Below are 15,548 nucleotides of genomic sequence, written 5' to 3' on the forward strand. Positions count from 1 at the left end.
GGGTTATCCTAATGAAAAGCGTCGCTGTTTATTGTGGCTCCAGTGCCGGAACCAACCCTCTTTATGTGGCCCAGGCCCGGGCCTTGGGGGCAGCGCTCGTTGCCCGAAACCTTACGTTGGTATACGGCGGTGGGCGCGTGGGCCTGATGGGCACCATTGCCGACGCCGTGCTGGCTCATGGGGGCCGGGTTGTGGGCGTTATCCCCGATTTTCTGGCCAACAAAGAGTTGGCTCACCTGGGCTGTACGGAGCTGCACGTGGTCGGATCCATGCACGAGCGCAAGCTGCTGATGGCCGACCGGGCCGATGCCTTCATCGCCATGCCCGGCGGCTACGGCACGCTGGAAGAGCTGTTCGAAGTCCTGACCTGGGGCCAGTTGGGGCTGCACGAAAAGCCCGTGGCCCTGCTCAACGTAGCTGGCTACTACGACCACCTGCTGCTGGCCCTCGACCGCATGCGCGACGACCAGCTCTTGCGCGCTGAGAATCGCGCTCAGCTCCTGCAATCGGCCGACCCCGAAGCGCTGTTGGCCCAGCTGGCCGCCTACCAGCCGGTGCGGCTAGAGAAGTGGCTGACGCCGCCCAGCACTTGATTGTAGTTGCTGATAGTTGGTTTTTGAGCCGTTTTTTATTCCGTGTCCCGTCGCCCGGCTCCCATTTCCTGCGGCTTCGCGCATGAGGCAAACAGGGTACGACCCCAGGGGGGCACCTGAGGTTCCCACAGCCGCGCTCGGCTAATCTAAAATCTGCTCTGAATCGACAACTGGAACATCTGACAAAAGCCGTCAGAACAGACAACCAACAACCATCGAATTAAAACCCTGCTGGTCTGCGGGCGGTTACGCTGTCGAACCCGTAATTATTACCTTCGCCCCATGAAAAAAACGATTCTGCTTACGCTGGCTACCGCCGCCTTTATCGCCGCCAAGCCCGCTCAATTTACCGCCATGACTACCCCCGCCGAAACCACTGCTCCTCCTTCCGTATATGATTTCAAAGTGAAATCCATCGATGGCAAAGAAGTGAGCCTGAGTAAATACAAGGGCAAAAAGCTGCTGATTGTGAATACCGCTTCCAAATGCGGTTTCACCCCGCAGTACAAGGAGCTGGAGGAGCTATCAAAGAAGTATGGCAACAAGGTGGTCGTCCTCGGCTTTCCGTCCAACAGCTTCAACCAGGAGCTGGCTTCCAACGCCGAAGTCGCCACCTTCTGCGAGAAGAATTTTGGCGTCACCTTCCCACTGTTTGAAACGGTTTCGGTGAAGGGCGCGGATGCCGCGCCGCTTTACAAGTACCTGGCCGACAAAAGCAAGAATGGCGCAATAAGCGAGGCTCCGAACTGGAACTTCTGCAAATACCTGGTCAATGAGCAAGGCCGCGTCGTGAAGTTCTATAATTCCAGGGTGACGCCGCTGAGCCCCGAGCTGGTGGCCGATATCACCAAGTAGTCGTTAATCGTCACGGCATGAGCTGAGCTAACCGACCGTCATGCTGAGCTGGCCGAAGCATCTCTACCACGAGCGTAAATCCTAAGATTGGACTACTCTTTTGTAGAGAAGCGAGCTTTCGGCCAGTTCGGCATGACGTTTTATTTTGCCGCTGGTTTGGTTTAGTACCGTATTGTCCTTGCCCATGTCTCCCTGGATTTCCGCATTCCGTCCTCGCACCCTGCCGTTGGCCTTGGCTAGCATCCTCACGGGTGGCTTCCTGGCCGCGGCGGCGGGCCGTTTTAATGGGCTGGTGGTAGGGCTGGCTGCGCTCACCACCATCCTGCTGCAAGTGTTGAGCAACCTCGCCAACGACTATGGCGACTCCCAGAACGGCGCCGACAGCGTGCACCGCCAGGGGCCCCAGCGCGCCGTGCAAAGCGGGGCCATCACGCCCGCCCAGATGAAGCGGGGCATGGTTATTTGTGGCTTGCTGGCGCTGGCGAGCGGCCTCGTGCTACTGTGGGTGGCGCTGGGCGCGGGGGGCCTGGGGCTGTTCCTGGGGTTCCTGGCGTTGGGGCTGGCAGCCATTTGGGCGGCCGTGAACTACACGGCCGGCTCGAACCCGTACGGCTACGCGGGGTTGGGCGACCTTTCGGTGTTCCTGTTCTTCGGGCTGGTAGGAGTGGGCGGCACGTACTTTCTGCAGGCGCGGGCTCTGCCACTGCCGGTACTACTGCCCGCCGCCGCCCTGGGCTGCTTTGCCACGGCGGTGCTGAACGTGAACAACATCCGCGACATTAATTCCGACCTGCTCGCCGGCAAAATCACCATTCCGGTGCGGCTGGGGGCCATTCGTGCCCGGCGCTACCACTGGCTGCTCCTGCTGCTGGGCCTGGGCTGCGCGACGGTGTTCGTGGCCCTCACGTACCACTCGGCCTGGCAGTGGCTGTACGCGCTGGCTACCCCGCTGTTCGCGTTCAATGCCGTCCAGGTGTGGCTGCGGCAAGATTCCATGCAGATTGACCCGCTGCTCAAGCAAATGGCTTTGAGCACGCTGGTTTTTACGCTGCTGTTTGGGGTGGGGCAGGTGATGTGAAGCCGGGGCCCTGATGCTGGGGCCACGCGCTGGTATGCCTCGGGCGGGCCCGGGCACCAAACCATGGAATAACAAAAAAGCGGCTCCGATGAGCCGCTTTTTTGTTTTGCTGTCGGGAAGCCCGCTTATTCGGTTGGAGCGGGAGCCGCCGGCGTCTCACCAGTAGCCGCGGCGCCTCCGGGCCGGGGACCCCGGCCACCCCGATTACGACCACCACGATTGCGTCCGCCGCGATTGCCCCGCCGCTCGCCTTCGGGTCGGGGCGGGCCGGCCTCGCCTTCGGCGCGCGGTTCGCGCGATTCAGCTTCGGAGCGGGGCGGGCGGGGCTCCCGGGGCGGGCGCGCTTCCCCTTCCGGCCGGGGCCGGCGCTCGGGGCGGGCTTCACCTTCGGGGCGGGGCTCCCGGGGCGGGCGCTGGTAGGGCACAGTAGGGGCCTGACCGGAATCGAGCGCGGCCAGGGCATTTTTGGCGTGGGCCAGACGCTCCAAGTGCTTAGGGTCCTTCGGGTCGGGCGCGTCGCGGCGGGAGGGGCGGCCCCCCTCCCGACCGCCTTCGCGCCTGCCCCCTTCGCGGGAGCCGCCATTTCGGCCGCCCCCACTACCGCCGTGGCTACCGCGGGGAGGCCGACCGCCGATTTTACCACCCAGGCCGGCGAAGCGCCGGGGGTCGAACTCCGGAGCCGGGCCCAGACCCAACTCCTCGGTGATGGAACGCTTCTCCAGGTCGCGCTCGATCAGCTTTTCAATTTTCACCACCCGGTCCTGGTCCTGGTCGGAGACGAAGGTGATGGCCGTGCCCTTGGTAGCCGCGCGGGCCGTGCGGCCAATGCGGTGCACGTAGTCTTCGGCGGCGCGCGGAATGTCGTAATTCACCACGTGGCTCAGCGAGTCGATGTCGATGCCTCGGCTGAGCACGTCGGTAGCCACCAGGATGGGAAACTGCTTGTTTTTAAAGGCGCGCATGATTTCCTCGCGCTCTTCCTGGGTGCGGTCGGAGCTGATGCCGCGGGCCTCGTAGCCCAGCTTGTTGATGGCCTTCACGATGCCCCCTACGGCGGCTTTCTGGCTGGTGAAGAGCACCATGCTCTGCACGTCCTGGGTTTTGATAATGTGCTCCAGAACGTAGATCTTCTGGCGGTCGAAGGCCATGTACAGCTGCTGGTCGATGCCGGCGGCGGGCTTCGAAACGGCCAGGCGGATTTCCTCGGGGTTCTTGAGGATCTGCTGCGAGAAGTCGCGGATTTTGTTGGGCATGGTGGCCGAGAACAGCAGGGTCTGCCGGTCTTTGGGCAGTTGGCGCACGATGTTCAGGATGTCGTCCGAAAAGCCCATGTCCATCATCTTATCGGCCTCGTCGAGCACCAGATACCGGATCTGGTCGAACTTCACGTAGCCCATCTGCAGGTGGGCAATGAGGCGGCCGGGAGTGGCGATGATGATGTCGGCGCCGCTGGTGAGGGCGCGTTTCTGCTGCTCCCAGTTCTCGCTTTTGCCGCCGCCGTAGATGGCAATGCTGCTGGCCTCGACATAATAGCCAAAGCCCATCACCTGTTCGTCGATCTGAGTGGCCAGCTCCCGGGTGGGCACCAGAATAAGGGTGGTGGTGTGGCCGTGCTTGGCGTGCGAAATCTTGTCGAGCAGGGGCAGCAGGTAGGCCGCCGTTTTGCCGGTTCCGGTTTGGGCGCAGGCAATCAGGTCTTTGCCCTCGATAATTTTGGGAATGGCCTGCTCCTGAATGGGGGTGGCCTGCTGGTAGTTCATGGCATCCACGCCGGCCAGAAGGTCGTCGTGGAGGTTAAATTCATGGAAGGTCAAGGTTCAGCTTATGAGAGTTGTAAAAGGCTGACCCCGATGCATTGGCCAGCAAACCGCTTGATTTGGGGTAAAGATACGGTAGCGCTACGCCAACTTTTCGTTGGCAAACCGTTGGCCTAACCACCACTTTTCAAGTCAGAGTACCGCTAGTGGAACCTCCCGTGAGTCCTACGGGGTCGTACCAGGTAGGGCGAGACTACCGGGTACGACCCCAGTTCGCTTCAGGCGCGAAGCCCCAGCAGAGTGGTGCCAAAGCAGAGCGGAGCCCAGCGACAGGTACTTTGAACTGAAAATCGCTTTACTAATTCAAATTGCGGCCTAGCCGCGTAGCGGCGACCGGTTGGTAGAATATAAAGAAGCAGCGTAGTTAAAGCCGCGTAGCGGTGGCACCTTCATCCATCTAATGGCTCCGACACCGCGGGTTGGCAGGCGTTAAATTTTCTGCCAACTTGCCGCCGCTACTCATCTATTCCACCACTGGGGTTAACCAGAATCCGCCTATGGCCCTCGACCGCTTCTCCGCCCAGGCCGCCGACTATGCCCGCTACCGTATCGACTACCCCGCCGCCCTCTACGAGTGGCTGCTGCCCCAGGTAGGCCGGCGCGCACGGGCCTGGGACTGCGCCACTGGCAACGGCCAGGTCGCCGTCGTATTGGCCGACTATTTCGCCCGGGTCGATGCGACCGACTTGAGCGAGAATCAATTGGCACAAGCCGTCCCTCGTTCAAATATCCACTATCAGCCGGCCCGCGCCGAGCAAACGCCCTTTCCTGACCAGCATTTTGACTTAATCACTGTGGCTCAGGCCGTGCACTGGTTCGAGCCCGCCGCTTACCACCAGGAGGTGCGTCGGGTGAGTCGGCCGGGGGCGGTGCTGGCCGAGTGGGGCTACGGCCTGGTGCGGGTAAGCCCGGAAATCGACCCGCTTATTGAGCATTTTTACCGCGCCACCATGGGCCCGTACTGGGACGCTAACCGCTGGCACATCGACGACGAGTACGCCCGGATCCCGTTTCCTGGTACCGAGGTGCAGCGGGCGCATTTCGCGGTGCGGCGCCGCTGGTCGGCCGAATGGTTTCTGCAGTATCTGCGCACCTGGTCGAGCGTGCAGAAATACCACAAGCAGCACGGCGAAGACCCGGTCGGGGCCCTGGCCGAAGAAGTGTCGCGGCGCTGGCAAGCAGGGGAGCGGGAGGTGATTTTCCCCGTTTTTGCGCGCGCCGGGCGCATAGAGTAGAATAAGCCGAGTTGAGCCGCGTTGGCAGGTAAAACGGCTGCCGATCTTAAAGGCGTGGTAAGATCTAGGAAGTGTTAACAGTCACGCAGTCACAGGGCGGCTGCAGTGAGGTGAATAAAGGCCTAAAATGGGCATCACGCTTGTCATAGCTTGCTGATCAAGCCGTGGCGCCCGAGGGCGTGCGGCCCGTTTTTGTGCGTGCTCCGCTGGCGTGTTGGCGGGCCCGCACCGTGGTCGAGTTCAGCCGCAGCGTGTGCCAAACTTACTACCTACGGTTAACCCCTCTTAGCAACCCCGCTTTTTCTGGTTGGCCATCGCAATGAATAAAAAAGCCTAGCCCGCGCAGGCTTTTTTATTCGGGCAGACTGAAGCGGCGGGGCAGCTCAAACCGCAATTGGTGGCTTTTACTGCGGCCGTGCAACTCGCCCAGTATCCCATCGATTTCCGGTTGGTATTCGACCCATAGGTCTTCGTGCAGGTTTTTCAGAATCAGGGCCGGGAGCCGGGCAGCGAGCCGGGCCGTGGCGTTGAAAAAGCCGTCGTACACGCTATCGAACTGGCCGGAGTAGTGGTCGATGCACTGGCGGAGGGCGTAGACCAGCAGGTCGATTTCCAGCTGCTTGCTTTTGGTGATGCGGCGGGCCCGGGCCGCTTCCTGGACGCTGGCACGCAAGGCTTTCACTAGGCTGCGATTGAGCAAGCGCCCCGACACGGCCACGTTGAACAGCTCGTGGATGCGGTCGACGGTTTCCTCCTGAATCTGGTTCAGGGTTACGTCGGCCAGGAGCTCGTAGCGGAAGGTTTCGTACAGCTCGGCGTCGCGGCGCACGGCCCGCAGCAACAGCGCTTCCTTGTCGCTCTCGGGGAGGCGCTTAAGCGCTTTTTTGAAATCAGAAGAAGGAACGGGCATGAGGAGCGGGGTTAAGCCGGAATTTGGGTGTCGAATGCCGGAGCTAATTGATTGAGGGGGTGGAGAGGAAAAATTACGCCCGAAACCCAGGCGCTGGCTTTGGGGCCAGAAGCTTCGGGTGCCCGGCGCGCATCCTCTCCAGTCGGGTTTAACTAAGTCATAACTGAATCAACCGCTGGCGACGAAACGAATCAACCGGATTTGGGGTTATTAAGGGCTGCCCTAAACGGCCATTCCTGCGTAAATTTGCCCTATGAACACCCGCCCACAAATTGACTACGATGAAGAGGTACTGCTGCTCGAAGAGGAAGTCGAGCTCCGCAACCTCGTTGTGTACAACGACGACGTCAACACCTTCGAACACGTCATCAAAACCCTGATTGACGTGTGTGGCCACCAGCCCGAGCAGGCCGAGCAATGCACCCTGCTCATCCACTACAAAGGGCAGTGCGCCGTCAAAATAGGGACTTACGAGGAACTGGAGCCTATGTGCACCGCCATTCACGACCGCGGCATTTCGGCCGACGTCGTTTAATTTTTGGTGCTTGGTTGTTGGTGCTTGGTGCTTGGCTTTCGGTAAAGCCGCACTTTTCAACCACGCACCAGGCACCAACAACCAAGCACCACTACCTGAATGGAGTTTCCCTCAAAACTGATTGAAAACGCTGTGGGTGAGCTGTCTCGCCTGCCCGGCATTGGGCGCAAAACTGCGCTGCGGCTGGCCCTGCACTTGCTCAAGGCGGAGATGGATACCACGGCTTCGCTGGCGGAGGCCTTGGCTAAGATGCGCTTCGAGATAAGCTACTGCCGCACGTGCCACAGTATTGCCGACGCCGAGGAATGCGACATCTGCGCCAATAAGCTGCGCGACCACAGCCTGGTGTGTGTGGTTTCGGACGTGCGCGACGTCATTGCCATCGAAAATACGGGCCAGTACAAAGGCGTGTACCATGTGCTGGGAGGTGTGATCTCGCCCATCGAAGGCGTGGGTCCTTCGGATTTGCATATCGACTCGCTGGTCGAGCGGGCCGGGGTAGAAGGTTCGGAAATTCGCGAAGTCATTCTGGCCATCAGCCCGACCATGGAGGGTGATACGACGGCTTTTTACCTCTCGCGCCGCCTGCGCGACTTGCCCAACGTGCACATCAGCACCATTGCCCGGGGCATTCCGGTAGGAGGGGAGTTGGAGTACGCCGACGAAATCACCCTGGGCCGCAGCATTGTCGAGCGCCTGCGGCAGGCCCGGTAAGTGCAGCCTCATTCCCTAACCCTTCTCCGGCGGGGCACCGGTCTTGCGCCACGTATCATTCCATACATTCAACCCAAGAGCCCGCTAGAGAGCGGGCTCTTGGGTTTTCGGTTTCAGTATTGATTTGCGCTGAACCGGTGCCCCTCGACTGCGGAGAGGGGGGCATGCCCCGTGGGAGCTAGTGAGGTTTCGTAGAACGACCCGTAATTTCGCCCTGTGGTGAAGCTCTCCGTCGTTGTGGTCAATTACAATGTCTGCTATTTTCTGGAGCAGGCGCTGCTATCCGTGCGGCGAGCAGTGGAAAAACTGGGGCAGCCGGTGGAGGTCTTCGTGGTCGACAACAACTCGGCTGATGGCTCGGTGGCCATGGTGCAGGCCCGCTTTCCGGAGGTGGTGCTCATTGCCAACCATACCAACCCCGGCTTTTCGAAGGCCAACAACCAGGCCCTGCGCCGGGCCACCGGCCAGTACCAGCTGCTGCTGAACCCCGACACGGTGGTGGAGGAGGACACCTTCCGCGCCTGCTGCGCCTTTATGGACGCCCACCCCGAGTGTGGGGGGCTGGGAGTGAAAATGCTGGACGGCCAGGGCCGGTTCCTGCCCGAGAGCAAGCGCGCTCTGCCCACGCCCACAGTCGCCTTCTACAAGATGTTTGGGCTGGCCCGGCTGCTGCCCAGGTCGCGCACGTTCGGCCGCTACCACCTGGGCTTTCTGAGCCCCGACGAAACCCACGAAGTTGAAGTGCTGAGTGGTGCCTTTATGCTGTTGCGCAAAGCCGCACTCGACGAAATCGGCTTACTCGACGAGGATTATTTTATGTACGGCGAGGACATCGACCTCTCGTACCGCCTCACGCAGGGCGGCTGGAAAAACTACTATTACCCTGGCACCCGCATCATTCACTACAAAGGCGAAAGCACTAAGCGCACGAGCGTGAACTTCGTGTTCGTGTTTTATCGGGCCATGGTGATTTTTGCTCGCAAGCACTTCGCGCCGGGGCGGGCGGGCCTGTTTTCGCTGCTGATCAATGCTGCCATCTGGCTGCGGGCCGGGGCTGCGCTGCTGGAGCGGCTAGCCGTGCGGGTGGCCCCGCTGCTGCTCGACGCCGGCCTGATTTGGGGCGGCATGTACTTTCTGAAAACGTACTGGGAGCGTAACCACAAGTTCGCGCCCGGCAACTACCCGCCGCAGTACATGGAAGTGGTGGTGCCGGCTTACATTCTGGTGTGGCTGACGTCGGCTTACCTGAGCGGGGCCTACGACCGGCCCGTGAAAACCTCACGGGTGGTGCGGGGCGTTTTCGTCGGGACGCTCGTGATTTCGGCGGCTTCCAACTTTCTGGATGCCTGGCGCTTTTCCAAGGCCTTGATTATTCTGGGCGGGGTGTGGGCCGTGGCCGCGTTGGTGGGGCGGCAGCTGGTAGCGCACTTCATCAAGTACCGCGATTTGCGCTTGAGTGAGCGCCGACAGAAAAACATTGCCATCGTGGGTTCGGGGCCCGAAAGCCGTCGCGTGCGCCAGTTGCTGGAAGCCGCCGGCGTGCAGGCCCGCGTGATTGGCTACGTGAACGTGGCGCCCGAAGCTACCACCCCTGCCGTCGCGGCTGCCGATGCGCACGCCGCGCCTTCCCCGTTGCCGCATTCGCCCCTTGAGGATGCGCTTGGCGAGCTGCGCCAGCTGGCCGACATCATCCACCTCTACGCGTTGGATGAGCTGATTTTCTGTGGTAAAGACCTGCCCGCCAGTCAAATCATCGCCCTGATGCTCAGCTTGCCCGCGGACCCGCCGGTGGCCTATAAAATTCTGCCCGAAGACAGCCAGTACATCATCGGCAGCAGCAACAAGGATACGCCAGGTGACTATTATACCCTCGACATTGCCCTGAGCCTCTACCAGCCTCAGCAGGCCCGGGCCAAGCGCTTGCTCGACGTGGTGAGTAGTGCCGGGCTGCTGCTGCTGGCCCCGCTGCTCATCTGGTGGCAACCCCGGAAAGAAGGCTTTTTGCGCAACTGCCTGGAGGTCCTGCTCGGGAACCGGACCTGGGTGGGCCTGCGCTACACCACGGGCCCGGCGCAGGCGGTGCCCGCCGTGCTGTCGCCGGCCGATGCCGTGGCGACGGTTACGCCGCTGACCGAGGTAACCCAGCGGCGGCTGGAACTGCTGTACGCCAAAGATTACGAGCCGGGGATGGATTTAAGCGTGCTCTGGCGTTGCTGGCGGCGGCTAGGGCAGTAACTTTACTCAGAACTCAGAACCTAGAACTTAGACCGAAGAAAGGAACCGGCTTATGACTGAAATCTCTGCTCTAAGCTCTAGGTTCTAAGTTCCAGGTTCTGGAAACCCTTTGATAGCGATAATGGGTGGGTAGGACCAGCAGATCACGGGTAAAATAGATGGCAACCATCACGGGGCGTCGGGTTGACGGGTTGAGGCGCTGTATCTTTATCCATCCAACGCAATTATTTGTGCTTATGCCCACCACTGTCACCCTCACGTCTGCTTCGCCGCTCTCCGATCGGGTGCTAGCGATGAATGAATCGGCGACCATTGCCATGGCCAAAAAGTGCCGGGAGTTGATCGCCAAGGGTTTCGATGTGATTAACCTCAGCTTCGGCGAGCCCGACTTTCAAACGCCCCAATACATTAAAGATGCCGCCAAGCAGGCCCTGGATGAAGGCTACACCTTCTACACGCCCGTCCCTGGTATCCCGGAGCTGCGGCAGGCCATTTGCGACAAATTCAAGCGCGATAACCAACTCGACTTTCTGCCCAACCAGATTGTGGTGAGCACCGGCGCCAAGCAGGCCCTGGCCAACGTGGTGCTCAGCCTGGTAAATCCTGGCGATGAGGTCATTGTGTTTTCGCCTTATTGGGTGAGCTACGAGGAGATGGTGCGGCTGGCCGAAGGCACTTCGGTGCCGCTGGTGGGCACCCTCGAAAACGACTACAAGGTGACGGCGGCGCAGCTCGAAGCGGCCATCACGGAACGCACCAAGCTCATCATGTATTCGTCGCCCTGCAACCCAACGGGAGCCGTGTTTACCCGCGCGGAGCTGGAGGAAATCGCGGCAGTTATGAGCCGGCACCCCCAGGTGTACGCCCTGGCCGACGAGATTTATGAGTACATCAACTTCGTGGGCGAACACGTGAGCCTGGCTCAGTTTCCGGCGGTTAAGGACCGGGTGATTACTGTGAACGGCTTCTCCAAAGGCTACGCCATGACCGGCTGGCGTTTGGGCTACCTGGCCGCTCGGCCGGACATTGCCGCGGCGTGTGACAAAATGCAGAGCCAGATTACGTCCGGCACCTGCTCCATCACCCAGCGGGCCGGCCTGGCGGCCCTGCGCGGCGGCCGCACCTCGGCCGATGAGATGGTCGAAGCCTACCGCCGCCGCCGCGATTTGGTGCTGGACATTGTGAAAGACATTCCGGGCTTCAAAACGCCCACGCCGAGCGGAGCCTTCTACATTTTTCCGGAGGTGTCGGCCTACTTCGGCCGCACCGCCCCCGATGGTAGTACCATCCGTAACTCCCTGGATCTGGCCCTTTATCTGCTGAACGACGCCCTGGTGTCGGCCGTGTCAGGCGAGGCGTTTGGGGCCCCAGAGTGCCTGCGCTTCAGCACCGCCGCCGCCGACGACAAACTAGTAGAGGCTTTCCGGCGGGTGAAAGCCAGCCTGGCGAAGCTGTAACGCGGACTTTGCGAGTCCGCGAATGAGTGGTCTTGTTCAGAGGGGCGCGGACTCGCAGAGTCCGCGCTACAAATATTTCTGCTGCCGTAATGCCCATTGATTCTCTACTGACACTTTTTGAAAACTTCAACAACCTGCGCGTCCTCATCATCGGCGACGTGATGGTGGACGCCTACGTGTGGGGTCGCTCGACGCGGCTCTCGCCCGAAGCACCGGTGCCCATCGTACACGTGGCCCGCACCGAGCAGCGCCTGGGCGGGGCCGCCAACGTGGCCCTGAACGTGCAGGCGCTCGGCGCGACACCGCTGCTGTGCGCCGTCATCGGCACCGACGTGGGTGGCGACCAGCTCCTGCAGCTGTTGCACGAGCGGCAGCTTTCGGCCGAGGGCATTATTCGCAGTGCCCACCGGCCCACCACGGTCAAGCAACGCATTCTGGCGCACGGCCAACAGCTGCTGCGCATCGACTCGGAGGTGGAAACCGACGTGAATGCCGACGAAAGCGCCCAGATGCTGGCCGCCTACGACGACCTGCTGGTCCGCGCCGACGTGGTGGTATTTGAAGATTACGACAAGGGCGTGTTGAACGAGGCCATCATCACCGAGTGCATTGCCCGGGCGCGGCGGCGCGGCATCCCTACGGTGGTCGACCCCAAAAAGAAAAACTTCCTGGCTTACCGCCATTGCACCCTGTTCAAGCCCAATTTGAAAGAGCTGCGCGAAGGCCTGAAGCTGGAATTTGGCGACCCCGATTCCGACCGCCCCGGCTTTGAGGCCGCGGTAGCCAGACTGCGCGAAGTACTGGAGCCCGAAACGGTGCTGGTCACGCTCTCGGAGTACGGGATATTTGCCCAGCAAGACGCTCAGAAAACCTACTTGCCGGCTCATCTGCGCACGATTTCGGATGTGTCCGGCGCGGGCGACACCGTGATTAGCATTGCCGCCCTCTGTGTGGCCTTGGGTTGCCCGGCTTCCTTTACTGCTGCACTCGCCAACCTCGGCGGCGGGCTGGTGTGCGAGCAGGTCGGCGTGGTGCCCGTGGAAAAGCAGTTGCTGCTAGTCGAAGCAGCCGAAGCTGGAATAGCCACTTAAGCTTCTATTCCGATTTTTCCGCCAGACGCTTTATCACTGCCCTGACTGCCCCTGGCGCGAGTTTAGCGCAGCGTAACTCGTGCCTGTTTATGGGGTGGAGGCTGGGCCTGACGGCCTACGCCCTGTCCCCGGTCAAGCGCGTTGACCGGGCGCTGATTGAGGCCCAGTGGGACACGCTGCTGCGGCTGGTCGTGAGCCTCAAACAAAAGCACGTGACGGCTTCCACCGTGCTGCTGCGGCTCAATTCCTACTCCCAGCACCACCCCGTGTACCTGGCCCTGCGCGAGCTGGGCCGGGCGGTGCGCACCGAATTCCTGTTGCGCTACATGGACGACCAGGACCTGCGCCAGCGCATCGACGACCAATTGGACAAGCTCGAAAGCGCCCATTCATTCGCGCGGGCCGTGTTTTACGGCCAGAACGGGCAGATTCCCTACGCCGGCAAGGAAGAGCAGCAACTGGCCGATGCCTGCAAACGGCTGGTCCAAAATGCGCTTCAAGCATTTGGCCGTGATTGTGTGCTGGAATTGCCTGTACCTGAACCAGTACCTACTCCAGGCCCCGGCGGCCGAGCGCCAGGCGGTGGCCGATACCATCGCCGCCAGTTCGCTCGTAAGCTGGCAGCACCCCAACCTACACGGCGAGTTTGACTTTTCCGACGAAGCCCTAAAAGACTCGCTCCGCTTCGATGTAGAGGCGCTTTTTGCCTTCCAGTGGGAGCCCCAGCCGCCCCGCTCGTTTAACCTTTGTACCAAACTTTTAACCAAGGCCCATTTTCTTGCCTGCTGGCGCTGGAGCAGGCCGCCGCGGCCGGGGTTCATGCCCGCGAGCGCAGGCGAACGCAGGCCGTGCTCAGCCACAGCCGGGGCTTGAGTCTGGACCAGTTGGCCGCCGCCTACGCAGTGGGTTGCGATACGGTGCAGGCTCAATTCCGTCAGGTACGTCACCTGCTCAGGCGTAAGGGTCAGATGCGGTGTTCTCATGCATCTGAAATACACTAAAACTTCCTGAACAAGGTATTTAAACGCGTAGTTAGCGAACTATGCTTACACGGGTTGAAGCCGTAGTGAAGGTGTTGCCAGGCGCGGGGACTGCTACCTGTACCACATACACTCCATCAGCTAAACCAGCCATATCGAGTTGACGCTGTTGCGCGCCGGCAGCTTGCGGCAGCGTGGTAAAGTGCTGCACCGACCGGCCCAACGCATCCACCACCGTTATGCGCACGAAACCTGACAGAGGCTGAACGTAGCGCACATTCACTGCGCTCAGGGCCGGATTGGGATACGCTTGCAAACCTAGCGCCAGTGCCTTGGCCTCCGCGTTGCGTAATGGTACACTAGCCTCGTCGGCCCCAATGTAGGGAGCAGTACGACTACGCGAAGCCCCGTCGATATCAAGATTTACTGCGGCGAGGAAATTGCCGGCTAGTTCCCGGTCACCAACCGAAGCCCCGGCCAGATGCAGGTCGCTAGCGGCTTCGTTTATGAAGGCCACGGCCTTGCTTATCGACCGAGCATCAGTACCGGTGTTGGTGCGCCACTCCGCTAGTGTAACCGATGTGATGCGGGTGCCACCATCCTCGCGGCCAGTCTGCCCGATACTGCCGTTAGTACCAGGCGCTAGTAGCACGTTGGTATCACTGGTTAGGTTGCCACGGGCCGAGTTGCCATCTACAATGGCAAAAGCACCATGCCCATTTACACTGGTGCTGAGCCGATTGATAATAATGTTATTACGCAGCTCGGCTGGGACGGTACGGATGATACCACCGACGAGGACACCACCGATCATGTGGAAACCAGCGGAGCTGTAGCCCACTGGCGTGGGAGCGGCGGGCAATACAATAGTGTTGTGGAAGACCTGCGTGAGGCCGCCGCCACCCGGCAGATAATTTAGCCAGATGCCCAGAGCATAAAGCGCATTGTCTGCAGGGCCGATGGTGAAATTAATGCGAGAAATGCCTCCTACGAAATTGTTGAATACTTTGAGAGTATCCCCATCTATAACACTGGCGCGGATGCCTTGGGCTAAGGATAGTCCTTCCCCAGCAAACCGCACATAGCTAATACGGTTCCCTTCAAGTCGGCCACTCACATTGTCCAAGCCAATGCCGGATATGCTAGTCCTAGGAAGCGGGTTCGAGTTACGGACCAGCACGCTGTCGATGCGGTTGTTGAGCAGGCGTACGGCCCGTTGCTCTGCCGCCGAAATGCCAATGGCCCTCGCTCCGGCATCTATGCCATCAATTCCAATGAACGTGCGTCCACCTAGTACACAGCCGCGCACTTCGTTGCCTTGGTCGCGAAAAGTGGGTTGGCCACTCAGCTGGATTCCCCTAGCGGCTTTGTCTACCTGCACATTCAGGATGCGGTTGAAGTTGTTGGCTCCACTAGCTGTAGTAGCTACCGACACTATTTGCACTCCTCGGCTGCTAGAGGACCCGGATGGCGCCGTTCCGCCGCCCAACCGTACCGAACAGTTACTAATCGTAACGTGGGTGCTACCCTTGGTGGCAGTACCCGTGATAGAGTAACCAACCTCCACCTGATCGGCGCCGCTAGTACCGCCGTCGGCTACGTTCAGCGAATCGAGGGTAATATAGTCGCAGGCTGTGATAGTAACGGCTGCATCGGTATTGGCGTTGGTACCCACGGGCCGCAACGTTACGGTTCCGCCGCGCCCTACAAATCGCACTGGATTGGCGGCCGACGAGCCCGTGAGCGTGGTTAGGGTAATACGTTCCGCGTAAGTACCTGGGCGCACGGCTAACGTAACTCCGCCGGCCCCTACCCCACGACTTTGTAGAGCCGTCACGGCGGCAGTCAGGGTTGAATAAGTTGGGGTAGTGCCGCCCACCGTAACGGTGCCGGTTAGGGCTTGCGCCCGGGCGCTGAGGCCAGCTAGCAGGAAGCAGCAGCTGAGAGTAAGTGTTTTGTTCATCAATTAAGAGAAAAAAGGTGTCTGAGCGTAGATTATCAAAAGTAATCATTAAATAATTATTCAGCCAAAAGTAATCTGGTATTGT

General features: G+C 60.5%; 13 protein-coding genes. 10 read left to right on the forward strand and 3 right to left on the reverse strand.

All coding sequences use genetic code 11. The features are described 5' to 3' along the window. Window positions 1-11 precede the first annotated feature (11 nt). From IC235_RS01835 to IC235_RS01845, 3 genes are all read left to right on the forward strand, one after another. Window positions 12-593: an LOG family protein gene (locus tag IC235_RS01835; RefSeq protein WP_191003468.1), complete on the forward strand. Its 582-nt coding sequence runs from the start codon at window positions 12-14 to the stop codon at window positions 591-593. A 282-nt stretch (window positions 594-875) separates the two neighbouring features. Next, window positions 876-1,448, forward strand: coding sequence for a glutathione peroxidase (locus IC235_RS01840; protein ID WP_191003469.1), 573 nt, complete (start codon window positions 876-878; stop codon window positions 1,446-1,448). 184 nt (window positions 1,449-1,632) lie between these two features. Further along, complete coding sequence (locus tag IC235_RS01845; RefSeq protein WP_191003470.1) at window positions 1,633-2,526, forward strand: 1,4-dihydroxy-2-naphthoate polyprenyltransferase; 894 nt, start codon at window positions 1,633-1,635, stop codon at window positions 2,524-2,526. 125 nt (window positions 2,527-2,651) lie between these two features. Here IC235_RS01845 and IC235_RS01850 read toward each other — a convergent pair whose 3' ends face one another. After that, a complete protein-coding gene (locus tag IC235_RS01850) occupies window positions 2,652-4,286 on the reverse strand; it encodes a DEAD/DEAH box helicase (protein WP_191003676.1) in 1,635 nt (544 codons plus the stop codon). A 554-nt stretch (window positions 4,287-4,840) separates the two neighbouring features. Here IC235_RS01850 and IC235_RS01855 point away from each other — a divergent pair. Next, window positions 4,841-5,578 (forward strand): class I SAM-dependent methyltransferase, encoded by a 738-nt coding sequence (locus tag IC235_RS01855; protein ID WP_191003471.1) that lies wholly within the window; start codon window positions 4,841-4,843, stop codon window positions 5,576-5,578. A gap of 352 nt (window positions 5,579-5,930) precedes the next feature. Here the strand turns inward: IC235_RS01855 and IC235_RS01860 are convergent, their stop codons facing one another. Continuing rightward, window positions 5,931-6,488: a hypothetical protein gene (locus IC235_RS01860; protein ID WP_191003472.1), complete on the reverse strand. Its 558-nt coding sequence runs from the start codon at window positions 6,486-6,488 to the stop codon at window positions 5,931-5,933. 253 nt (window positions 6,489-6,741) lie between these two features. On the opposite strand from IC235_RS01860, the gene IC235_RS01865 reads away from it, so the two are divergent. The 6 genes from IC235_RS01865 to IC235_RS01890 all read left to right on the forward strand — a co-directional run bounded on the left by IC235_RS01865 (window position 6,742) and on the right by IC235_RS01890 (window position 13,170). Next, window positions 6,742-7,023, forward strand: a complete 282-nt coding sequence (locus IC235_RS01865; RefSeq protein WP_191003473.1) for an ATP-dependent Clp protease adaptor ClpS — start codon at window positions 6,742-6,744, stop codon at window positions 7,021-7,023. A gap of 99 nt (window positions 7,024-7,122) precedes the next feature. Further along, window positions 7,123-7,737, forward strand: a complete 615-nt coding sequence (gene recR / locus IC235_RS01870) for a recombination mediator RecR (protein ID WP_191003474.1) — start codon at window positions 7,123-7,125, stop codon at window positions 7,735-7,737. Window positions 7,738-7,953: 216 nt separating this feature from the next. Then, the gene (locus tag IC235_RS01875) at window positions 7,954-9,972 is read left to right on the forward strand and encodes a glycosyltransferase family 2 protein (RefSeq protein WP_317173513.1); all 2,019 of its coding nucleotides are present in this window, start codon (window positions 7,954-7,956) and stop codon (window positions 9,970-9,972) included. A gap of 236 nt (window positions 9,973-10,208) precedes the next feature. Further along, entirely contained in the window at window positions 10,209-11,429 is a 1,221-nt protein-coding gene (locus IC235_RS01880; protein ID WP_191003475.1) for a pyridoxal phosphate-dependent aminotransferase, read from the forward strand. Between the two features lie 89 nt (window positions 11,430-11,518). After that, window positions 11,519-12,520, forward strand: a complete 1,002-nt coding sequence (locus tag IC235_RS01885; protein WP_191003476.1) for a bifunctional heptose 7-phosphate kinase/heptose 1-phosphate adenyltransferase — start codon at window positions 11,519-11,521, stop codon at window positions 12,518-12,520. A gap of 89 nt (window positions 12,521-12,609) precedes the next feature. After that, window positions 12,610-13,170 carry a Tn3 family transposase gene (locus IC235_RS01890; RefSeq protein WP_191003477.1) on the forward strand — a complete coding sequence of 187 codons (561 nt, stop codon included), beginning with the start codon at window positions 12,610-12,612 and terminating at the stop codon, window positions 13,168-13,170. 382 nt (window positions 13,171-13,552) lie between these two features. Here the strand turns inward: IC235_RS01890 and IC235_RS01895 are convergent, their stop codons facing one another. After that, on the reverse strand, window positions 13,553-15,463 hold the full coding sequence (locus IC235_RS01895) for a T9SS type A sorting domain-containing protein (protein WP_191003478.1): 1,911 nt from the start codon (window positions 15,461-15,463) through the stop codon (window positions 13,553-13,555). Window positions 15,464-15,548 lie beyond the last annotated feature (85 nt).

The sequence above is a fragment of the Hymenobacter montanus genome (genome assembly GCF_014699115.1).
GTDB classification, from domain to species: Bacteria; Bacteroidota; Bacteroidia; order Cytophagales; family Hymenobacteraceae; genus Hymenobacter; species Hymenobacter montanus.